The organism is Brachyspira sp. SAP_772, from assembly GCF_009755885.1.
In the GTDB taxonomy this organism is placed as follows: domain Bacteria; phylum Spirochaetota; class Brachyspiria; order Brachyspirales; family Brachyspiraceae; genus Brachyspira.
On record NZ_VYIX01000003.1, the window covers coordinates 246,280 to 269,697 of the forward strand.

Below are 23,418 nucleotides of genomic sequence, written 5' to 3' on the forward strand. Positions count from 1 at the left end.
GGATTAAAAATATATGTCAAAAATAGCTGTTGGTATGAGTGCGGGAGTAGATTCTACAACAACGGCAAAACTTTTAAAAGAACAAGGTAATGAAGTTTTTGGCGTTACTATGCTTCTTTGGGACGGTGATGAAAGAGCTCCTTTAAGTGGTTCTTGTTATGGTCCTTATCAAAACAAAGTGGTAGAAGAATGCAAAAAATATGCCGCTCAAATTGGCATTGATTATTATGCTTTTAATGTTAGTGAATTATTTCAAAAAAAAGTAATAGATTATGTAAAAGATTCATACAAAAAAGGACTCACTCCAAACCCTTGTATAATGTGTAATAGAGAAATTAAGTTTATGGCTTTATTTGATGCCATAGAAAAAAGCGGTTTAACTTTCGATAAATTTGCTACTGGGCATTATGCAGGTGTGAGATATGATGAAGAGGAAAAAAGATATATACTTTTAAGAGGTAAAAATCATATAAAAGATCAATCTTATTTTTTATATAGATTAACTCAAGAGCAATTATCAAAAATAATGTTTCCTATGTATGAAATGACTAAGGAAGAAACAAGAAACTTAGCAAGAGAATATAGCCTTATTGATGTGGCAGAAAAAAATGACAGTCAAGATTTTTTTGCTGGGGAATATCATAGGTTATTTGATGAAGATTTAGAAGGAAATATTGTACATATAGAAACTAATGAAATATTAGGGCATCATAATGGAATATGGCATTATACGGTTGGGCAGAGAAAAGGACTTGGTATTGCATATAAAGAGCCTCTTTTTATAATCTCATTAGACAGCAGCACTAACACAGTTTATGTTGGAAATAAAAATCACACCATTATAGACAAAGTTACAATATATGACATAAATTGGATAGTAAACAAAAGAGAAAAAGAGTTTACAGCATTAGTAAAAACAAGAAGTGCACATAAAGGTACTATGGCTAATGTAGTGCCAATAGATGACAGCAGAATAGACATACATTTTTTAGAGCCTACAGGTATAGTAGCCAAAGGACAATCATGCGTTTGCTATGACGGCGAGATTACATTGTGCGGCGGAATTGTATATTAAAACAATTATTTTTATTCAACTTTTTCCCGTGTACGAGCTGTACCACCTTGCCGCACGGTAATGCTATGCTTTAATTATAACTTCTTAGTCGTGCGGAGGAGTGCATTTTAATGTACAATTAAATTATAAAATTCATAATAAAAATGCAGTCTTTTTGGTTCTTTTGGCCATGCCACAAGGGTACTTCCTTCGGTCGTAAAAGAACTAGGGGCGTGTACCCTAAGGGCACGCTTCGCAGGGGGCAACGCCACCACAAACTAGAAATTTTTAGTATATAATTAAACAATTATGTTTTATTATTATAAGTATTTGTTTTTGTTCAACTTTTTTGTCGCTCTCGCGGTGCGGACTTCGTCAAAAAGTTGCAAAAAACGCATATACTATAGTTAATATCTTATGAATATATAAAAGAATATAAGATAATACCTATATTTTAGCTAAAATTGCAGTTCTTTTGCTTCTTTTATACCAATACCACAGGCACTTCCTTCGGTCGTAAAAGAAGTGGGGTGCGGGGCAAAGCCCTGCAAATAATTAAAATAAAAAATTTAAAATATATTGAAACAATTATTTTTTATCAACTTTTTCCCGTAGCTACACTCTGTGGACTTCGTCAAAGTTGCAAAAAGTACAAATTTATATATCTTCAATATCTATTAATAAAAACAATATTTATATTTTACTAAAAAATGCAGTCTTTTTGGTTCTTTTGGCCATGCCACAAGGGTACTTCCTTCGGTCGCAAAAGAACTGGGGGTGCGTGGGCTAGCCACCGCAAATATTAAATAAAACTAATTTTTTATAAACTTAAAAATTTTTAGTATATATTAAAACAATCATTCCTCTTCTTGATAGCTTATTCGCATCTTACTTAACTCTTCCTCTGAAACTGTTCTTATTTGTGTGAAGAAATAAACATATTTTGAAATGAATAATATTATCAAAACTATACGTGCATATATATTATCTACTAAAATGAATGTAATTATAAGCATGCAGCTTACAGGTATAAGTATAGTTAATTTTCCTTTTAGAGTCATAGCTCTTGATTTTACAAAACTCTCTAAATATCTTTTGTATAATTTTGTAGATAAAAACCAATCATGAAATCTTTTAGAGCCTTTAGCAAAGAAAAATGAAGCCAAGAGTAAAAACGGCGTTGTAGGTAAAATAGGCACAACTATACCAACAGCCCCTACCCCAAGAAATATAAAGCCTAAAACTATAAATAATATTCTCATAAAACAATTATCCTCTTGGTTTAAATATAACAAATAAACAAAAATATCCCACTCTTAAAATAAAGAATAGGATATTAATAAAAAAATAATATATTTTAGTGTATAATATTATTATTCAGCTATTACGCTTATAGTTTTTTTACCAAACTTATTAGTGTGGAATTTAACAACACCATTAGCAGTTGCAAAAATAGTATGGTCTCTGCCTATATCCACATTTTTACCAACATGGAATTGTGTACCTCTTTGTCTAACTATAATGTTACCAGATACAACCTTTTCTCCACCATAAACTTTTACACCTAAACGTTTAGATTGACTGTCACGTCCATTTTTTGAACTTCCGCCACCTTTCTTATGTGCCATTTTTTAACTCCTCTTTATATTTTACATAGTCGGGATACTCTTTAATAAGAGATTTTATACCTAGTAAATACCCTCTACTAACTGTAATATACTCATAAGCTTTTTCTCTATCAAGTTTATCAAACCCAATCAATTCAAAGCTTAAATATCCATCATTAATTTTATGTTTAATACTCTTACTGCCAACTATTTCAGTAAGAGCTCTTAGCATAGCCTGAGATAAAGCACTCAAAGCTATACATACCTCATAACCTTCACCAGACTTTTTTATTCCAGCATGCCCTTCTATAGTAACTTTTATTATAACACCATCACTATTATAAACAACACTGAATAAAGAAGACATTATATATTAAGCTAAAGTAATATCTTCTATAGTGATTTTATGATATTTATGTCTATGACCTGTTTTTCTTTTGTAATCTTTTCTTCTTTTGTGTTTACCTATAACTACTTTATCACCTTTTAAGCTTTCGACTATTTTAGAACTTATTTTTACTCCATTTACATAAGGTGTACCAACAACTACACTTTCATCATCTTTTTTTAGAAGGAGTGTTTTTATTTCTGGTGATTCTTTAGCATCATCGCCCAAATATTCTATTAAGATATCTTGACCTTTTTCTATTTTGTATTGTTTTCCCTTTACTTCTACTATTGCATACATGATGGTTTTTCTCCATTTATATTAATTTTAAATTTCTACTATTACATGAGTAATAAATTATACTATATTTTTACAATTCTGTCAACACTATTTATATAACTTTATAGTAACTCTTTTAGTTTCATCATCGAGCCATTTTACAAAAGAGTCTCTCATACGAATCTCACTTAGATAGTTTTTTACTCTTGTGCGAATGCTGTCCATATCTTTTTGTATTTCTACTATTTTTACTATATAAAAGCCCTTACCAACTAACTCACGCACTGAGCTAACAGTTCCTACCTTATACCCTCTTTTTGCCAAATTAAGTCCTGCATTTACCTGTGCAGGCAGTGAACGTTTTCCAGCATCATATAAAAGATTATAACCCAAATCTCCGCCATAATTCTTTGTTTTTTCATCATCACTATATTTTTTAGCCAACTCAGCAAAATCATTGCCTCTTACTGCCATAACACGCACTCTGTCAGCTAACTCCTGTTTTTCACCTTTTTCTGTAAATGTTGTAGCTTTGAAAAATATCCAAGAAAGTTTTACTAAAGTATCCACCTCAAAAGCTGTTTTATCTTTACTGTTATTATAATACTCATCTGCCTCAGCATCGGTAATTTCTGTATTATTAACAACAAGGCCGCTTAAATTCTCCATAGCTATTTGTTTTTTGATAGAATTGCGGTATTCTTCATAGGATATACCTTCTGCTTTTAATTGCTTAGCAAATTGATCTAAAGTAAGATTATACTGACTAGCAATATTTTCAAGACGCCTGCTTACATCATTTTCTTCTATTACATAATTATATTCTTGAAGTTTCAAATACATTATTCTCTCTTCAACTAAATCCTTATAAACCATATCATCATTGATTTTTTTACCAATAGACCTAGCTTGCAGAGATAAAAAAGATTTCCTACTTACAAAATCCTCATAAGTAATAGGCATTGAACCCACAACTCCAACTATACTATTAACCACATCATTAAATAAAAAATTACTGTAAAAAATGAATACAGATAAAATAAGTAAAATCTTTTTTTTCAATATTCTCCCCCATATATAATTATTAACCAAATTGAAAATAAATCATAAAAAGGAATTTATAATATTATAGAATAGAATTATAATATATTATCAAAAAAAATAAATAAGGGGCTATTATTTTTTAACAGCCCCTAAAATATATTTTAACAATAAAAATTAATTACCGAAGTGAAGTCCTACGCTAAGACCTATACCCAAATCGAGGTAACTAGTTACAAAATAACCCATAAATAACTGATCAACCTTATAAGTAGCAGGAATCATATAGTCTACATACAAATTAAGTCCAACTATAAAAGCTAACTGTCTAGATATAAAGAATCTCTGCTCTACAAGTGCTTTTAAATAAATACTTATAGGAGGAGGAGTCATAGTAAGTACTATATTTGGAGCATATATTAAAGCTTTAGCACCAATTCCAACACCCAAAACTGTGTCTCTAGGAATTAAGCTATTAACATTACCGATTACAAACTTAGTTGTAAAACCCAATCCCATACTTAAACCACTTTCTTTATTAACTACTTTTTTATCACCGGGGTAAGTAATACCTATAGTAGTTTGTTCTATTCCAACATCACCTAAAAGACTTATACCTTTTAAACCATTTTGCATAGGAAGCATATATCCTATTTGAACAGAAAGGTCTGGTCTTACTTCTGTTGATCCATTAATTTTTACAGTCTGAGAATCCAAAATTGGAAATCCAGTTACAGCACTAAGCTGTCCTACAACATCAACTTCAAATGCTGGAAAAACTGTACTAAAACTCACTAAAAAGATTGCTAAAATTAGTTTTTTCATCATTGTCTCCTAAAATACTAATTACCTATACTTAATTAAAGTATAATAATATTTAACCCATTAGTCAAGTATTAAATTTTGTATAGGCTTTCAATATAATAATAATACTACATATATTTATCGGATTTTTTTCATAAAAATAAATTACATCTACAACAAAACTAAAAAAATTTAATTTTTTTTCATTATACTTGAAAAACTACAACTATTTATTATAATTAATTAAAGTTTTTTTGGAGAACAACATGAAATTTGTATCTTTTTTAGAATGGAATAACACAGAAGCTATAGGAATTTTAACTAAAAATGAGCAAAGTGTTATACCTATAGCAGATATTATACCAGAGTTTAAAAACTATAATATGATTAATTTTATTGAAAATTGTAATAAAGATGTACTAAACAAATTAGAAAAAGAAATGGACTCTTTTAAGCAAACTTATTCAATAGAAAAAATTCAAATACTATCTCCTATAACAAAACCAATACATGATATTATATGTGTGGGAGTAAATTATCAGGATCATATTAATGAAGTAAAAAACAATATTAATGATGTGCAAAACACAAAGCCAGTATACTTTTCTAAAAGAGCCATTTATATAATAGGGCATAATCATAATATAAATGCAAGATTAGATTTAGATGAAACTTTAGATTATGAAGTAGAATTAGCTATAATAATAGGCAAAAAAGCAAAAGACATAAAAATAGAAGAAGTAAATGAATATATATTTGGATATAGTATTTTTAATGATATATCTTCAAGAAAAATACAAAAAGAGCATTCTCAGTGGTATAAAGGAAAAAGTTTAGATACTTATAGTTCAATGGGGCCATGCATTGTATATAAAGATGATATAAAAGATATAAATAACCTAAACATCAAATCAACTCTAAACGATGAAATAAGACAAAACTCAAATACAAAAAACATGATACATAATATATATGAATTAGTAAGCGATGTATCTAAGGGAATGACTCTTGAAGCAGGAGATATTATAGCTACAGGTACACCTTCTGGGGTTGGTATGGGCTTTAAGCCTCCTAAATATATGAAAACTGGAGATAAGATAACTTGCTACATAGAAAATATTGGCGAGCTAACTAATTATGTTAAATAAATTATAAGTTTAATTTAACTTCATCTTCGCCCTCATAGCAGTACCTACATACGCATTTATATATATCATCCCCTATCACAATTCTATCAACATCTTTTATTATTCTTTTTGAATATATTCCCTTTCTTCCGCAATCACATTTACCAAACACTTTTATATGCACATCAATTAAATCTTCTTCTATTAGGCTGCTCACACTCTCCCAATAATTCCTCTTAAAGTCCATATCCAAAGAAGCTATGTAAAAATCAATATTAGTATTGTTTTTTGATAAATCTTTTATTAATTTAATAAAATCAGAAGTTTTATTTAAAAAGCAAAACTCATCAATACCTATAACATCATAATTTGATAGATAATTTTCTATATCGGCAAATTTATCTTCTAATTCTTCTTCTGTGATAATATCTATTCTCTCATCAAACACAACATTTTTATCTCTGCAAAAATATCCCCTATAAGAAATATTAGGATATATAAATAATATCTTAATATCACTTTTCTCCATAAGGAGATAATCCAAACTCTTTATTAAATATTTAGATTTTCCAGCAAACATAGGACCCGTTATTAAATAATTCATAGAAATATAAAACCCAATATAGTTAATTAGTAAAAAATTAAATAGATTTTATCAAAAAAAACACTTTTTGCAAGTATAACTATGAAATATACAATTGTAAAATATTTGTAAATTACACTTTATTTAAAATAAAAAATGATATAAAATATTTTTGAAAAATAGTGAAAGGATAAAAAGATAATTTATGAATAATATAGTTGTATATTTAATAACGTTAATAGTATTAGCTTTTCTTACATTTATCTTAATAAAAAAAATAATTGCAAACAAAGATAATAAAGTAGGAAAAGTATCTGGTAAATTAAGCAAAGAGAGAATATTAGAATTAAAGAAAAGAATTGCTAAAGATGAAAATGACTATGAGGCAATATATGAACTTGCAATGTTAGAAGAGAATATTGGAGAGAATGAAGAGGCTTTAAAAAAATATGAACAATTAATGGATATAGGATACTTAAGAGGAAAGGCTCAGCTTGAAGCTGCTAAAAAATTAGAAAAAAAATATTCTGAATTAGGAAATAGAGAAAATATATTAAAATATTCTGCTATTGTTTTTAAGATAGACCCTAAAAATACAAAATATGCTATAAAGGCAGCTACTATATTAACTTATGAAGGAAGTTTTAAAATAGCTTGCGATTATTTTTCTAAGGTATTATCTGCAAAAGAAGAGTTTGATATTGATGATATTAAAGCGGCAGCATTTGCTTTTTATAAAGTTAAAGATTATAAAAAATCTCTCGCATTTTTAGAAACACTATACAAAAGAGTAAACAAAGAAAAAGGAAACAAAGAAACATCTAAACAAATAGCTAAATCTTTAATTTCACTTTATTTAATATCTGAAGAAATTAATATAGCAAAATCTTTCTTAGAGGTAACACTTGCAGATAAATTCCACGATGATAATTATATATTTTATTTAAACAAAGTATATTTATTTGTATTATATAAATTAGACGACAGCAAATTATTTAAAGAATATTATAACAAAATATACTCATTATATAAAATTCCTCAATTTGACAAAAAAATATCTGCTTTAATATTTGACTATGCATTCTATTCATATTTTTTAAGAGATATTGATTTTTCTATACAAGCTTTTAGAAATATAAAATCATTTAACTTAAAAGAATTTGATATTTATGATGTTGATAAAATATTAAGCTATTTATCTGAAATATATAAAGCATCAGATCAATTAAATAAAATAAAAGATTCCGGCTCATATTCTCTACAAAAATACAAAAACGACAACTTTGAAAATTATATAGATAAAGATTTAACAGCATTCTGGGATAAAACAATAAATTTATGGGAAGCTTCTTTTATAGATTTTGATTATCTATCAACTTTAGTAGATGCAAGGCCTACACTTAATGTTGATGCGGTATTAAATCAATTAAAAATTTCTGTAAATGATGATAAACCAAATAAATTTACAACCACCAATAAAATAGATAAAATATTTAAAATGAGCATATTTGATTTTAAAAAGGTTTGTCAAAATATAATAAGAAACAAATTATCACATTCAATAGTTCAGGAATACACAGGAGAAAAAGGAAAAAACAGTTACGGAGATGAAGTAGATTATTTAGCATACAACATGAAAAGCAGCAAAAAAGATTTAACTCTAATATCTTTCAAAAGATGGAACAATGTAGAGATTGGAGAGCTTATGATTAGAGACTTTTTAATGCTTGTTTCTGAGGCTGGGGCTAAAAATGGAATATTAATTGTACCTGTGGATCTTACAAGCAGTGCTAAAAGTTATGTACTTCATAATGATAGAATAGAAGTTTATTCTAGGGCACAATTTAATAATTTATTAAAAGATGAGTCTATATAATTTATTTTTACGGTTTATATAATTAAGATGTTATAATAGTGAATTTTATTAAAGGATATTTATATAATGAAAATTTTTTTAACTTTAATTACTATTATAATGATGTTAGTTTTTACTGTTTCTTGCACTCAAAAAACAGATTCAGAAAATAATATTGCTCAAAACAATACAGCAGAAAATGCTCATAATGCACATGCAGCTCATAATGCTTCTGGTTCTAAAATCATAGATGCAATGCATGCTCCTATGATGGCTCAGGCTTTTGAGAAAACTAAAAATATAGATGTTGATTTTTTAGTTAATATGATACCTCATCATCAAGGAGCTATAGATTCTTCTAAAATACTTCTTGAAACTACTACAAATGAAACTCTAAAAACTTTAGCTAATAATATTATAAAAGCTCAAGAGAAAGAGATAGAAGAGTTTAAAGCTTTAGTAGAAGAATTAAAAGCAAAAAATACAGATTATAGCGATATAGACACTGTAGCTTTTGGAAATGAGGCAGAGAAGATTATGAATGATATGATGATGGAAATGTCTATGATAGAAGTTACTGCAGATAATGACATAGATTTTCTTAAAGGAATGATACCTCATCATCAGGCTGCAGTTGATGCTTCTAAGCAAATATTATCATATACAAAAGATGATAAAATTAAAGAAATAGCTAATAGAATAATAACTGACCAAGAAAAAGAAATAGCAGATATGAATAATTTATTAACTTCATTAACATCAAAATAAAAAAAATAGTAAATAAGACAATATTAAACGCTATGGATTTTTTATTATCTATGGCGTTTTTTTATTTAAAAAAATATAATAAAAAATATAAATTTGCAAAAAAATATATTTATTTATAAAATTAAATAATAATTAATAATTTTTTAATATTAAATGGAGCAAATATGAATATTAAAGATATTGCTAAATTTTTAAATGCTATAAAAATACTAGGAGATGACAATGTTAATATAACAACTCTCTCTCCAATTAATGATATATCAGAAGGCTCTATAGTTTGTGTTGATAATAATAAATATATAGAAGCTGCTTTAAATAGTAAAGCTAATGCAATTATTTTAAGAGAGGATTTGGCAAACACTATAGAAGATTTTAAAAACAAAACTGCTATTATTCATCCAAATCCCAAAGAAGCATTCATAAAACTTCTTTATATTTTATTTGAAGATAAAAAATATCCATTAGGCACTATAGAAAGTACTGCTGTTATAAAAGAGAATGCAAAAATAGATAAAGAAACATATATAGGAGATAATGTCCATATTGGAAAGAATGTAAAAATAGCTAAAGGCAGTGTAATAGAGAGCGGAGTATTTTTGGGAGATGATGTTGAAATAGGAGAGAATTGCCTTATACATTCAAACGTTTCTATACATGACAGATGCATAATAAAAAACAATGTTATAATAGGTTCATCTACCGTTGTTGGAAATGATGGTTTTGGATTTTTTGAAGTTAATGGAAAGCAGATGAAAATTCCTCAAAGGGGAAATGTTTTAATAGAAAACGATGTTGAGATAGGTGCTAATGTTTGTATAGACAGAGCTACTTTAGGCTCTACAATAATTAGAGAGGGCGTAAAAATAGACAACTTAGTTCAAATTGCTCATAACTGTGACATTGGAGAGCATTCTATAATTGTATCGCAAGTTGGAATTGCAGGAAGCAGTAAGTTGGGTCATCATTGTGTGCTTGCAGGACAGGTTGGTTTGGCTGACCATGTTACTTTGGGTGACAGAGTTATATTGGGCGGACAAAGTGGTGTTATGTCTAATGTGAAAATAGAATCAAACTCTGTTATGCTTGGCTCTCCTGCTCAAAATATTAACAGAGAAAAATTAAAAATGATAGCAGAGCAAAAACTTCCAGAATTAATTAGTTTGGTAGAAGAGCGTTTTGATGTTAAGATAAGAAGAGCTAAGTAAAAATGATTAATGTACTATTAGTAATCATAGCATCTATTGCCTATGGTTTTCTTCCAATATTTACAAAAAATATTATAAGAGAAAATTATTCATCCGTGGCTATAGTTTTTTATAGATATGCTTTTACTGCTATTTTTTTATTTTTTATAATACTCATAAGAAAAAAAAGTTTTAAAATAGATAAAAGACAATTTTTAGAATTAATTTTATTTAGCATCGTTGGGCTTGGTTTAACATTTTTCTTTTTGTCTCTATCGCTATTATATATATCTGCAGGGCTTACCAATATGATTCACTTTGGATATCCTGTTGTAGTAATTATATTGATGGCTATAATTTACAAAGAAAAAATTAATATACTAAAAATACTATCTGTAATTTCTGCTGTTGTTGGAATAGTGCTTTTAACTAGGGTTGTTGAAGTAGAATCTTTTAAGGGGGTAATATATGCTTTAATAACAACAGTAACTTATGGAGTATATATTATATCAAACAAAAAGGCTTCATTTGCTAAACTTGATACTATGGTTTCACTTTTTTATATGTCTTTATTTGTATCTATAGTATTTTTTATATGGGGAATATCAACTAATAGCCTAAAAATGATTGACAGCATAAATGTATTTAATAATTTTATTGCCATATCTTTACTTTGTACAATATTTTCTTTGGGTCTTTTGCTTTATGGTGTAAAACAATTAGGCTCTTCACTTGCCTCAATACTAAATATGTTTGAACCCACAACTACAGTGATAGCTTCTATTTTTATTTATGATGAGACATTAACCATAAATATATTATTTGGTTCAATACTAATTGTAATGTCCACTATATTTATGATAATGTCATCAAAAATAAAAGCTTAAAAAAACTCTATAAAAATTATTACTTACCTGTTACAGTTATAGTATCATAATTAGAAAAGTCGTTTTTGCTTTCTAAATCTTTTTTATCATAATCTTTTAGAGGTATTTTATTTCTTATAGCAGCATAAACTGTTGGAACTATTATTAAAGTAAACATAGTTGAAAGTAAAAGCCCTCCTAAAACAGCAATAGATAAAGGCTGATACATTTCATTTCCGCTTCCTACAGATAATGCCATAGGCAAGAGTCCTAGTATTGTTGTAAGTGTTGTCATTAGAACTGGTCTTAAACGTCTAGGTCCAGATTCTAAAGCAGCCTCATCTCCGCTAACATGTTTTTCATGCATAAGCTGATTCATATAGTCTATAAGTACAATTCCATTATTTACTACAATACCAATAAGCACTATAAAACCTATTCCACTATACACGCTCAAAGTTTGCCCGCTTATAAATAATGCTATCAAAGAACCAGCAAAACCAAACGGAATTGCTAATGCTATAACAAAAGGTGCAATAAGCGATTCAAACTGACTTGCCATTATGGCATAAACTAAAACTAATGCTAATATCAAAGCTTGAAGTAATTGTAAAAATGCTTCATTCATATCCTCAAAATCACCCGCATAATTAATGCTAAATCCTGAAGGTATAAATACTTCATTGTTTATCTTCTCTTGAACATCTAGCATTACATCGCTTAAAGCTCTATTGTAGGCTGAAGCTCTTATGCTTGTTATTCTTGTGCTGTCTTTTCTTTCTATCTCTGTAGGGCCGTAACTTTTCTCTACTGTTGCTATTGATGATATAGGTACTATTCCTGAACTTGTTGGTATCATTAATCTTGATATATCATCTATATTAAGCCTGTCAGGTTCTCCAAGCTGAACATTAACATCTATATCTGTAACATCAGAATTGTCTGGTGTCATAGTTGTTGCTGTTGTTCCTGCGAAACTTGTTTTAATAATATTTGCTATAGTGTTAACATTTAATCCCATTTTGGCTGCTATTTCTCTATTAATGTATACTTTTAATTCTGGGTTAGAATCATCTCTTGTAAGTCTCGGCTCTCTTATACCTTCTATGTCAGATATTGCATTTATTATATTGTTTGCTATTTCTGTGGCTTTATCCAAATCATCTCCTACAAGCTCTATTTCTATTTCTTGTCCGCCTGTGCCTCCGTTTCTACCGCCACCGCCTATAGCTGAAGTTGTTATTGCTGCTATATTTATTTGTGCTGGGTAAGATGATAATGCATTTCTTGTAAGCTCTATATATTCATCAACTGACTTTTCTCTGCCCTCGCTTTTCTCTCTTAACTGCACCCTTATTTCAGCAGAGTTTTCTTCTGCACCAGATTTTACTCTTGACTGCATTCTGTCAAAATCTTCTCCTATTACCTCTTGTATATCGCTTTCCATTCTATTTACAAATGATTGTGTTTGTTCTGATTTTGTACCTACTGGCATTTTTACATCAATCTTAAATTGACCCTCATCTGAAGTTGGAAAACCTTCCTTTCCTATAAATGTTAATCCTATAACTATTACAAAAAGTATCACACTCAAAGAAGAAATCAAAACTTTCTTTTTATTTTTTATAGAAAAGTTAAGCATAAAAGAGTATATATTATTAACTCTGTCATGAAATTGTTTATTAACAAAATTTTCTATAGGTATTAAAAATTGTGTTTTTTTATTCGTTACAAGTCTAGCCCCAAGCATAGGAACAACCGTAAGAGCAACAAATAAAGAGCCTATCATTGAAACTGTTACAGTAATGCATAAATCTCTAAAAAGCTGACCTGTTTGACCTTCAACAAAAAGAAAAGGTAAAAATACAGCTATTGTAGTGAGAGTAGAAGCTGATATTGCTAATGCCACTGTAGAAGTGCCGTTTATAGCAGAAGAATATTTTCCGTATCCGCTATTTCTATAAAAGAATATATTTTCAAGCACTACAATAGAGTTATCTACCATCATACCAATTCCTAATACAAGTCCTGATAATGAAATGATGTTTAAAGTTATTCCCATAAAATACATTAATGTAAATGTAATAATTATTGATATGGGTATTGATATCGCTATTATAGAAACAGTTTTTATATTCCACAAATAAAGCATAAGTATTATAACAGCAAACAAACTTCCCTGCCAAGCCGTTTCTAATACTCCGTTTATAGATTCGTTTACATTGTCAGCATTGTTGAATAATATTTCATACTTTATACCATCTGGAAGATTCAAATTCTCTAATTGTTTTTTTACAGATTTTGATACATTAACAGAGTTTCCTCCCGATTCTTTATTAACAGATACCGATATAGCAGGCATTCCATTTATTTTTACTATCTCAGAATCGTCACTGTATCCTTGATAAACCCTTCCTATGTCTTTTAATTTTATAGGCGTGTCATTGGTTTTTAATGCCACAACAGTGTTTTCAATATCTTCTACAGTTGTAAACTCTCCCATTGTTCTTATGGTATATTTATAAACTCCTTCGTATGTATCGCCTCCTGATAGGTTTTGATTTTCTGATGATAAAAGAGAAACTATTGAATTAATGTCTATACCATAAGCATGAAGACGGTTTAACACTAAATCAACTTTCATTTCTGTTTTAAGGCCGCCTCTAATTTCTGCTCTTGCTACTCCTGATGCTTGCTCTATTTTGTTTAATATTTGATTGTCTATTAAAGTATATAATGCCCCTAAATTATCTGTACCAAAAAATGCTATTTCCATAACAGGCATCATATCTGTAGAAAATTTAAATACTGTAGGGCTTTCAGCATCATCTGGAAGAGAATTTTTTATTCCATCTATTGCCTCTCTTACATCAGCTGTAGCAACTGCTAAATCTGTACCCCAATTAAACTCTATAAATACACTAGACTGACCTTCTTCTGAAGTAGAAGTTATTGAATTAATGCCGCTTACTGTGGCAACTGCATTTTCAACAATTCTAGTTACAGATTTTTCTACTTCTTCAGGTCCTGCATTCTCATATGTTGTTCTTACTGTAATGTATGGAAGCTCCATATCAGGCAAGAAATCTACTGCTAATTTTGTTAAGCTTACAAAACCTAATATCAATACTGCTATTATACACATAAAAACAGCTACGGGTCTTTTTACTACTAACTCTATAAAACTCCTCATTTGCACTCCCCCTTCTTATATAGTATGTATACATATTGTTGTTGTATAATTTTTATATTTTAGACGAATAAGGTTATAAAAAAGTTTTAAATTAAGTTATGTATTAGGGTGTATTTGTGTGAATTTTTTATTTGCAGGGCTTTGCCCCGCACCCCACTTCTTTTGTTGCCACAAAGAAGCAAAAAGGCTGCATTGTTTATACTTAAAATATTGGGATTATTTTATACTTAATACATATTCCTAAAATATTAGCTATAGTACTTGCACTTTTTGGTTCTTTTTGCGGCGGGAAAAAGAACAATATAAATTTTATAATTTAATTGTATATTAAAAGGCACGCCCCCGCACAACTAAGGAGTTACAATTAAAGCATAGCATTACCGTGCGGAAAACTCATATGGCGAATACTTCAAAGAAAAAAATAATTGTGAATAAAAAAGCACTCCTCCGCACGCGTAGAAGGTTATGATTAAAACAGAGTATTGTCGTGCGGCAAGCCGCCGACCGTAGGGAGTGCACAGCTAGGCGAGTAGTGCGGCAAGGTGCTACAGCTAATACGCGGTAAAAAGTTGAATAAAAATCTATAAAAACCTGCAGCCTTGTCTCAACTCTTTCTCTGTCATCAATTTGTTTATAGAGTTTATTATTTCGCCTTTGGATTTTTTCCATTTCGGTGCTATTAAACTATCTCCTAAACTGTCGCCCATAATCCTCGACACTATTATATCTTCTCTTAAAATAGATATAGCATCCACCATAAGCTCTATATAAAAATCTTCATCAAGTGTAGGAAAATCATAATTTTTGTACATTGCCTCAAAAGCACTTCCAACCACAATATCAAGCTGATGAAACTTTACACTGTCAATTTTTAAATTAGAAATATCTCTAACAGTTTGAAGCATCTCTTCTCTTGTTTCTAAAATTATTTTTTGTCCTTCTATCTTTTTAGGCAAACCAAATATTATATGAGTTGATATTATTAGATTACTATAATTATTTTTTATGTTTTCTGTCATCTTAGCAAACGACTCAAAATTATGTCCTCTGTTTATAAAAATAGAAGTATCATCATTTGAAGATTGAAGCCCCATTTCAAGCCATATCTCTTTATTATATTTTTTTGATAAATTATTTAATTCTAAGAGTACTGCCTCTTCAAGCATATCACTTCTTGCTCCAAACATTAAACCAACACAGTCCTCAAACTCAATTAATTTATTTGCATATTTAAGAGATTCTGATGAAGCTAATTTTGATAATGGAGTGCCAAGCTGAAAATAAGCATAATATTTTTTGTATCTATTTTTATAATTGTTTACGCCGTTTATCCATTGATTTTTAATATCATCTTCTTCCACATACGGAGGCTTATAACTATTTAAATTGCAAAACTTGCATCCTCCATTATTTGCCTTATGAGCACATCCGAAATCTGTGTCTATAGAAATCTTACCAACCTTAAAACCGAACTTTTTTTTTACATAATCAGAAAAACTATAATAATTTTGCATATCTATCTTTTAATATATCTTTCCATTTCCCTGTCTAATGCTTTTTTCTTTAGAGTCTCTCTCTTATCATGAAGCTTTTTACCTTTAGCTAAAGCAAGCTCAACTTTAACCTTTCCCCTGCTAAAATATAAACTAATAGGAATGAGAGTAAGCCCCTGCTCTTTTATTTTACCATAAAGCCTTTTAATCTCTCTTTTTTTCATTAAAAGCTTCCTTTCACGCAAAGGGTCATGATTGTTTCTGTTTCCAAAATGATACGGAGAAATATGCATATTCACTATAAAAAGCTCTCCCTTTTTAAAAGATGCATAAGAATCAGACATATTAACTCCCCTATCTCTAAGAGATTTAACTTCCGTACCAAGTAAAACTATACCCGCCTCAAACTTCTCTATCACTTCATAATTAAAAAGTGCTTTTTTATTTCTTGCTATCTCTCCAGATGAGATGGAATTATTTTTTTTATCTTTTTTATCTTTCTTAGCCATTTTTTATTTACTCTTATATGATGTTTAAAGATTATACATAAATTATAAAAATTGTCAAAATAAAGAAATAATTAAAAACTATATTATCAATTTATATTTTTTTGCATGAGTTTCTAATTACTATATTTGGCTGAAGTATTATGTTTATATTATTATTTACTCTCTCACTTATAATATTTAATACTGATAATACTGCATTTTTTCCCATTTCATAAGCTTGAGAAGATACCGTAGTAAGTCCTATCATAGAAGAAAATGGTATATTATCATAACCAATTAAAGATATATCATTAGGTATTGATATTCCATATTCTTCTGTTGCTTTTTTTATTCCAAAACACATTATATCGCATGCAGAAAATATAGCTGTATAATTAAGTTTAGATTTTATAATACCTTTCATTTGTTCATAGCTTTCATCAAAATTAAAATTAGCTATTTTTTTATATTTGGAATCATCAAAATCTATATTATTATCATTCAATGCCTTTGTAAAACCAGCAAATCTTTCTTTCTCTGTACTAATATCTTGAAGTCCTGCCATATATATAATATCTTTATGTCCCAAATCTATCAAATATTTAGTGGCATTATAAGCTCCTATTTCATTATCAGAACCAACATAATTGATATTATTAATATCCACTTTTCTATCTAAAAATATAATAGGGACATTTACTTTTGTTAATATTTCATTAAAATATTCACTGTCGCCTGTGGATGCCACTATTATATATCCAGATACTCCAATTTTTGCAATATCTTTAAAATTTAATATATCTTTATTTTCTTTAAACTGTGAAAGTATGATATGATATCCATAAAGATTTGCAGTATTCTCTATTCCTTCAATTATGTTCGCAAAAAAAGGATTTGTAATATCTGGAATAATTACAGATATAATTTGTTTATTTTTAATATTTTTCTTTAGATGATAGCCGTCAGAATTAGCAATTTTATTTATTTTCTTTTTTATCTTTTCATCTACGCTGCTATTTCCATTTAATACTCTAGAAACAGTAGCAATAGAAACATTTGCTTTTTTAGCTATATATGTAAGAGTTATTTTTTTATCATTCATAACAAATAAATCATATTATTACAATTTTATATTAAAAAATATAATATATGAATTTTAATTTGTCAATATTATTTTCAAAAATAAGTATTTTTCAGAAAATTTTTTGAAAATTTTCTGAAAAAAGTTGATTTTTAAGATTTAGTTTACTAAACTATTTGTATAAAAATAATAATAAATAATTTTTATTGATGTTGAAAATATTGTATTAGCAAACAGTTTATTTAAGATTGATAATCTTATAATAGCTGCTAAATATTATGATGCTATAATTAAAGCCCAAAGATTTACTTTTATATTAAGTTTTTATTAGATCAATAATTGAATCTAATTTTAGTAAAAGTTTAGTTTTATCTTATGGAGCTTTTATTTTATATACATCTTAATTACATATACAATATTGAAAATAAATTAAAAAACATTAAATAAATTTGATTTATTAATTATTTTTACTATAATTTTAGTTACATAAAATACAAAAAAATGGAGCTTTATATGAAAAAAAGTTTACTCACACTATTTTTACTATCAATGTTTTTATTTTCTTGTAACAGCGGAGGACAAGAAGGAGCTGCAAAAACAGGTGATTCTTCAAAAAAATACACAATAGCATCTGTTGGAAAAATTGAAGGTATATCTTGGTTTATAAGAATGAGAGAAGGTGTAGATAAATTTAAAGCAGATACTGGTCATGACGCTTTCATGATAAGCCCTGCTCAAGCTGATGCTGCACAACAAGTACAAATTGTAGAAAATTTAATAGCTCAAGGAGTAGATGCTATATGTATAGTTCCATTCTCTCCAGAATCTGTAGAACCTGTTTTGAAAAAAGCAAGAGATAACGGAATAAAAGTAATAGTTCACGAAGCTTCTCAGCAACAAAATGCTGACATAATAATAGAAGCATTCTCTAACTATGATTTCGGTCAAAAAATGGCTGAATATCTTGTTAAAATAATGGGAGAACAAGGTGAAGTTGCTAATTTTGTTGGTAGCTTAACATCTAAATCTCATAATGAACAACAAGACGGTGTTGAAGCATATTTGAAAAACTATCCTAACATTAAATTAGTTTCAAGAAGAAATGAAGATTATGATGACCAAACAAAAGCTTATGAAAAAACAAAAGAGCTTTTAACAACTTATCCTAACTTAACTGGTATAATAGGAAGTGCAAGTACAACAGTACCAGGTGCTTCTTTAGCTATAGATGAAAGAAAATTACAAGATAAAGTTACTATAGTTGGAGTTGCTACTCCTTTAGATGCTAAACAATATTTAGATAGCGGTGCTGCTGACGTAATAGCTTTATGGGACCCTGCAGTATCTGCTTATGCTATGAACGTTATAGCTGTTAAATTATTAAACGGAGAAACAATAGAAAATGGTGCTGATTTAGGATTAGAAGGATACAATAGCATAAGACAAGATGAAAATGATCCTAAATTATTCTTCGGTGAGGCTGGAATATTCTTAGATAAAGATACAGCATCTGGATATAATTTCTAATTTAAATAATATAAGTAGATTTATCATATAAAGGAATTAATATTATGAAAGATAGCATAGTTTACTTAGATAATGTAGAAAAAAAATTTGCAGGGGTTTATGCCATTAAGGGTGTAACTTTCTCTGTAAAACCTGGGGAAGTTCGTTGTTTGGCTGGTGAAAACGGATGTGGTAAATCTACTTTAATAAAAATTATTTCTGGATTCTATAAACCAGACGGCGGAAAAGTATATTTAAATGGATATGAATATTATGATTTGATGCCATTAGAAGCTATAAAAAATGGTATACAAGTTATTTATCAAGATTTTTCTTTGTTTCAAAATCTTACAGTTGCTGAAAATATCTCTTATAGCTATATGGTAAGTGAAAAAAGAAAATTCTTTAACTATAAAGAATCTTTGAGAATAGCTGAAAGCGGATTAGATAAAATAAAAGTTAATATAGATTTAAATGCCACTTTAAGCGATTTAACAGTAGCTGATAAACAATTAGTTGCTATAGCTAGAAGTTTAGTTTCAGAAAACACAAAGCTATTAGTTTTAGATGAACCTACAACTGCCCTAACACATAATGAAGTTGAAAGATTATTGGATGTAATTAGAATATTAAAAAAAGACGGCGTATCTATAATATTTGTAAGTCATAAACTTATGGAATTAACATCTGTAAGTGATTCTATAACTATATTAAGAAACGGTGAAGTTGTAGCTAATGGAGATATGGCTGATTTTGATGAAAGTAAAATTACATATTATATGACTGGAAGAAAATTCTCAGGTGAAAAATATGTTGTAAATAACCTTGAAACTGCTAAAACAATTTTGGAAGTGCAATCAATGTCTTTAAAAAATAAATACACTGATATATCATTTTCATTAAAAGAGGGAGAAGTATTGGGTATTACTGGACTATTAGGCTCTGGAAGAAGTGAAATTAGTCAATCCTTATATGGAATGCTTCCTTATGACAGCGGAAAGATTATTTTTCATGGTAAAGAAATATCTATAAGAAATATACTAGATGCAAGAAAACATGGTATATCTTATGTACCAGAAGATAGGCTTACAGAGGGTTTATTCTTAAGACAGCCTATTATTAGTAATATAATTGTATCAATATATAAAGAATTATCTAATATATTAGGTGTTATAGATTTCAAAAAAGCTAATGAAGTAAGCTTAAATAAAACAAAAGAACTAAAATTAAATACCACTAATTTAGATATGTTTGTTCAAAATCTTTCTGGAGGAAACCAGCAAAAAGTTGTTATAGCGAAATGGCTTGTATCTGATACTAAATTAATTATATTGAATGGTCCGACAGTGGGAGTAGATATTGGTGCTAAATATGAAATACACTTAAAACTTAAAGAAATAGCAAAAAACAATATAGGCGTTATAATAATATCTGATGACGTTTCTGAACTTATAGAAAACTGCAATAGAATATTAATTATCAATAAGGGCAGATTAGTTAAAGAAGTAAAATCTGAAGATCAAACTGTAGAGAGTTTATCTAATTTAATATTAAGTGATTATTGATTATTAGGAAAATAAATATGATGAAGAAATTATTTAAGCAACAGGAATTTTTTATATTAATTATTTTATTAATTGTTTCCTCTATAATAGCTGTTATAAATCCCAAATTTTTATCTATAGGAAATATTTACAGCATACTAAAAAGTACAACAGTTTTAGGTATATTATCTATAGGGGTTTTACTTGTAATTATTTTAGGCGGTATAGATGTATCATTTCCAGCGATAGCTGCTTTTTCAATGTATACATCTTCTTTAATAGTTTTGAATTTTATGCCTCAGGCAAATGTAGTTATAATAATGATTATAGCTATAATAATAGGTGCTGCTTGCGGATTTATAAATGGATTTTTCATTTCAAAATATGATTTTCCTGCTATGGTTGTAACATTAGGAACTAGCAGTGCTTTGTTAGGATTTATGTATACTTTCATAGGAACAAGAATCAATCATAAATTATCACCTTCATTGGTAGAATTTGGAAAAGCTACTATATTTAATTATACTCAATCTGATGGTGTTATTGTTGGTTTGCCAGTTGCATACTTAATATATGTAATTATAGCAATATTAGTGGCATTATTTCTAAGAACAACTATGTTTGGACGCTCTATATATGCAGTTGGAGGAGACCAAATATCAGCTATAAGAATAGGTTTAAAAGTAAAAACTATCAAAATAGCTGTTTATATGTTTGTTGGTGTATTGGCTGGTATAGCAGGTGTTATACACTCTTCATATTTAAGAATGTCTAACCCTTTTGAATTATATGGAACAGAACTATTAGTTATAGCTTCTACAATATTAGGAGGAGCTACAATAGGAGGAGGAAGAGGAACTGTTATAGGTACTTTTTTGGGAATGCTGCTTATAACTATAATAAGTAACAGCTTAATATTATTAGGTGTACCAAGTTATTGGCAAAAAGTAGTTATAGGTGTGTTTATATTATTATCTGTATCAATACCACAATTAGTGAAAAAATATACTACTAAGCTTTAAAGAAAGGTCTTACAAATATGAAACAATTACAAGATTTAATGAAAGATAAAAAAATATTCAGACTATTAATAATAGGTGTTCTAATTATTATAATAATGTCTATATTAACTAACGGCAGATTTTTATACATTAAAAATCTATCATCTATGTTATTTTTAATACCAGAATTGGGAATATTATCATTGGGTATTATGATAGCGATGATAGTTGGAGGTATAGACTTATCATTAGTTTCTATAGCAAATTTAAGTGCTATATTGGCAACTAAATTTATACTATATATGAATGGAAGTCCTATAGGAATTGTATTAGGCATATTATTAGGATTATTAATCGGTGCTATATGCGGATTTATAAATGGTTTCTTAATATCAAGAATAAATGTACACCCTATACTTGTTACATTAGGTACTTTCCAATTATTTCAAGGTATAGGTGTAGTTATAACAAAAGGATATGCTGTAACTAATTTGCCGCAAGCATTTATACATATAGGTAACGGTTCAATATTAAATATTCCAATACCTTTTATTGTATTATTAATGGTATGGGCATTTGTAGCATTTCTTCTAAATAAAACTGGCTTCGGGCAAAGTTTATACTTAATAGGTACAAACTACAAAGCTTCAAAATTATCAGGATTAAATAGCGATCAAATTTTAAATATTACTTATACAATAGTTGGTATCATTGGTGCTATAGCTGGTATTATAATGGTTGCTAGAACTAATTCTGCTAAATCTGATTATGGTTTATCATATACTTTACAAAGTATATTGATATGTATGTTGGGAGGAGTTAATTGGTCTGGAGGCGTAGGTAAATCTATAGGTATTATAATATCTGTATTTATACTACAATTCTTATCATCAGGTTTTTCTTTGATGAGATACAGTAACTTCTTTAAAGATTTCACTTCAGGAGCTTTCTTATTGTTCATACTTATTTTCTACCACTACATGGGAATATATGATGAAAACAAAAGTAAGAAGCTATTGAAAAAAATGAATAATACCGCAACAGATGGAGGAGGTACAAAATGAGTTTTATAGATATCAAAATAGAAGATATTACAAAAGAAAATTCAAAAGAATTTGGTACTTTAGTAACTGATAAGTTTTCAGAGCCTTCTTATAAAGATGATAGTTATTCTTATTTCAGCAAATTAGCTGTAAACAATTTTACAGAGGATGTAAGTTTTTCTATAGTACAATCTTATAAAGAAGCTAATGGTATAGTGCCAACTTTAGAGTATCATGAAAAGACTGTTGAAGTATTGATACCTACTGATGATGTTATACTTGTACTTGCTAAAGGAGATAAAGTACCAGATATAAAGACGGCAAAAGCATTGCTTCTTAAAAAGGGAGATGCTTTTATTATTGACCCGTATATATGGCATTATGCTCCGCTTACAACTGACAAGGTAGTTAATACTTTTGTTATATTTAATTGTAATACATCTGACTCTGATTTATTTAAATTAGAAATAGAAGATAAATTAAGAGCTGTTTAATTATTATAAAAAACTGATT

22 protein-coding genes are annotated in these 23,418 nt (G+C 28.4%); 11 read left to right on the plus strand and 11 right to left on the minus strand.

The genetic code is table 11. The annotated features are described in order from the left end of the window. The first annotated feature begins 13 nt into the window (after window positions 1–13). Complete coding sequence (gene mnmA / locus GQX97_RS10795; RefSeq protein WP_157151967.1) at window positions 14–1,075, plus strand: tRNA 2-thiouridine(34) synthase MnmA; 1,062 nt, start codon at window positions 14–16, stop codon at window positions 1,073–1,075. An 836-nt stretch (window positions 1,076–1,911) separates the two neighbouring features. Here the strand turns inward: mnmA and GQX97_RS10800 are convergent. The 6 genes from GQX97_RS10800 to GQX97_RS10825 form a co-directional block, all read right to left on the minus strand. Next, window positions 1,912–2,316 (minus strand): YbaN family protein, encoded by a 405-nt coding sequence (locus tag GQX97_RS10800; protein WP_157151968.1) that lies wholly within the window; start codon window positions 2,314–2,316, stop codon window positions 1,912–1,914. A gap of 111 nt (window positions 2,317–2,427) precedes the next feature. Then, window positions 2,428–2,682: a 50S ribosomal protein L27 gene (gene rpmA / locus GQX97_RS10805; protein WP_013244528.1), complete on the minus strand. Its 255-nt coding sequence runs from the start codon at window positions 2,680–2,682 to the stop codon at window positions 2,428–2,430. After that, a complete protein-coding gene (locus tag GQX97_RS10810) occupies window positions 2,672–3,028 on the minus strand; it encodes a ribosomal-processing cysteine protease Prp (protein ID WP_157151969.1) in 357 nt (118 codons plus the stop codon). Before GQX97_RS10810 ends, rpmA begins: the two co-directional genes overlap by 11 nt. Before the next feature lie 6 nt (window positions 3,029–3,034). Then, a complete protein-coding gene (gene rplU, locus GQX97_RS10815; protein WP_013244526.1) occupies window positions 3,035–3,349 on the minus strand; it encodes a 50S ribosomal protein L21 in 315 nt (104 codons plus the stop codon). Window positions 3,350–3,436: 87 nt separating this feature from the next. Next, window positions 3,437–4,390, minus strand: a complete 954-nt coding sequence (locus tag GQX97_RS10820; RefSeq protein WP_157151970.1) for a peptidylprolyl isomerase — start codon at window positions 4,388–4,390, stop codon at window positions 3,437–3,439. 156 nt (window positions 4,391–4,546) lie between these two features. Then, window positions 4,547–5,194, minus strand: a complete 648-nt coding sequence (locus GQX97_RS10825) for a hypothetical protein (RefSeq protein WP_157151971.1) — start codon at window positions 5,192–5,194, stop codon at window positions 4,547–4,549. 245 nt (window positions 5,195–5,439) lie between these two features. Between GQX97_RS10825 and GQX97_RS10830 the strand changes: the two genes are divergently transcribed. After that, window positions 5,440–6,321, plus strand: coding sequence for a fumarylacetoacetate hydrolase family protein (locus GQX97_RS10830; protein ID WP_157151972.1), 882 nt, complete (start codon window positions 5,440–5,442; stop codon window positions 6,319–6,321). Between the two features lies 1 nt (window position 6,322). Here GQX97_RS10830 and GQX97_RS10835 read toward each other — a convergent pair whose 3' ends face one another. Further along, window positions 6,323–6,904, minus strand: a complete 582-nt coding sequence (locus GQX97_RS10835) for a thymidine kinase (RefSeq protein WP_157151973.1) — start codon at window positions 6,902–6,904, stop codon at window positions 6,323–6,325. A 184-nt stretch (window positions 6,905–7,088) separates the two neighbouring features. On the opposite strand from GQX97_RS10835, the gene GQX97_RS10840 reads away from it, so the two are divergent. From GQX97_RS10840 to GQX97_RS10855, 4 genes are all read left to right on the plus strand, one after another. Then, entirely contained in the window at window positions 7,089–8,759 is a 1,671-nt protein-coding gene (locus tag GQX97_RS10840; RefSeq protein ID WP_157151974.1) for a restriction endonuclease, read from the plus strand. 66 nt (window positions 8,760–8,825) lie between these two features. Next, the gene (locus GQX97_RS10845) at window positions 8,826–9,506 is read left to right on the plus strand and encodes a DUF305 domain-containing protein (protein WP_157151975.1); all 681 of its coding nucleotides are present in this window, start codon (window positions 8,826–8,828) and stop codon (window positions 9,504–9,506) included. A gap of 164 nt (window positions 9,507–9,670) precedes the next feature. Continuing rightward, complete coding sequence (lpxD, locus tag GQX97_RS10850; protein ID WP_157151976.1) at window positions 9,671–10,711, plus strand: UDP-3-O-(3-hydroxymyristoyl)glucosamine N-acyltransferase; 1,041 nt, start codon at window positions 9,671–9,673, stop codon at window positions 10,709–10,711. A gap of 2 nt (window positions 10,712–10,713) precedes the next feature. Then, on the plus strand, window positions 10,714–11,577 hold the full coding sequence (locus GQX97_RS10855; protein WP_157151977.1) for a DMT family transporter: 864 nt from the start codon (window positions 10,714–10,716) through the stop codon (window positions 11,575–11,577). A 19-nt stretch (window positions 11,578–11,596) separates the two neighbouring features. Here GQX97_RS10855 and GQX97_RS10860 read toward each other — a convergent pair whose 3' ends face one another. From GQX97_RS10860 to GQX97_RS10875, 4 genes are all read right to left on the minus strand, one after another. Next, window positions 11,597–14,749 carry an efflux RND transporter permease subunit gene (locus GQX97_RS10860; protein WP_157151978.1) on the minus strand — a complete coding sequence of 1,051 codons (3,153 nt, stop codon included), beginning with the start codon at window positions 14,747–14,749 and terminating at the stop codon, window positions 11,597–11,599. Between the two features lie 581 nt (window positions 14,750–15,330). Continuing rightward, window positions 15,331–16,263, minus strand: coding sequence for a TIGR01212 family radical SAM protein (locus GQX97_RS10865; RefSeq protein ID WP_157151979.1), 933 nt, complete (start codon window positions 16,261–16,263; stop codon window positions 15,331–15,333). Between the two features lie 2 nt (window positions 16,264–16,265). Further along, window positions 16,266–16,751: an SsrA-binding protein SmpB gene (gene smpB, locus GQX97_RS10870; protein ID WP_157151980.1), complete on the minus strand. Its 486-nt coding sequence runs from the start codon at window positions 16,749–16,751 to the stop codon at window positions 16,266–16,268. Between the two features lie 91 nt (window positions 16,752–16,842). After that, window positions 16,843–17,832 (minus strand): LacI family DNA-binding transcriptional regulator, encoded by a 990-nt coding sequence (locus tag GQX97_RS10875; RefSeq protein ID WP_157151981.1) that lies wholly within the window; start codon window positions 17,830–17,832, stop codon window positions 16,843–16,845. 492 nt (window positions 17,833–18,324) lie between these two features. Here GQX97_RS10875 and GQX97_RS10880 point away from each other — a divergent pair, with 492 nt between their 5' ends. From GQX97_RS10880 to GQX97_RS10900, 5 genes are read left to right on the plus strand one after another with little or no spacing between them, the layout of a single operon-like run. Further along, window positions 18,325–19,338: a substrate-binding domain-containing protein gene (locus GQX97_RS10880; protein WP_157151982.1), complete on the plus strand. Its 1,014-nt coding sequence runs from the start codon at window positions 18,325–18,327 to the stop codon at window positions 19,336–19,338. A gap of 44 nt (window positions 19,339–19,382) precedes the next feature. Further along, window positions 19,383–20,882, plus strand: a complete 1,500-nt coding sequence (locus GQX97_RS10885) for a sugar ABC transporter ATP-binding protein (protein WP_157151983.1) — start codon at window positions 19,383–19,385, stop codon at window positions 20,880–20,882. 17 nt (window positions 20,883–20,899) lie between these two features. Beyond that, window positions 20,900–21,883, plus strand: a complete 984-nt coding sequence (locus GQX97_RS10890; RefSeq protein ID WP_157151984.1) for an ABC transporter permease — start codon at window positions 20,900–20,902, stop codon at window positions 21,881–21,883. Window positions 21,884–21,900: 17 nt separating this feature from the next. Beyond that, entirely contained in the window at window positions 21,901–22,926 is a 1,026-nt protein-coding gene (locus GQX97_RS10895; protein WP_157151985.1) for an ABC transporter permease, read from the plus strand. Beyond that, the gene (locus GQX97_RS10900) at window positions 22,923–23,399 is read left to right on the plus strand and encodes an ureidoglycolate lyase (RefSeq protein WP_157151986.1); all 477 of its coding nucleotides are present in this window, start codon (window positions 22,923–22,925) and stop codon (window positions 23,397–23,399) included. Before GQX97_RS10895 ends, GQX97_RS10900 begins: the two co-directional genes overlap by 4 nt. The last annotated feature ends 19 nt before the right edge of the window (window positions 23,400–23,418 follow it).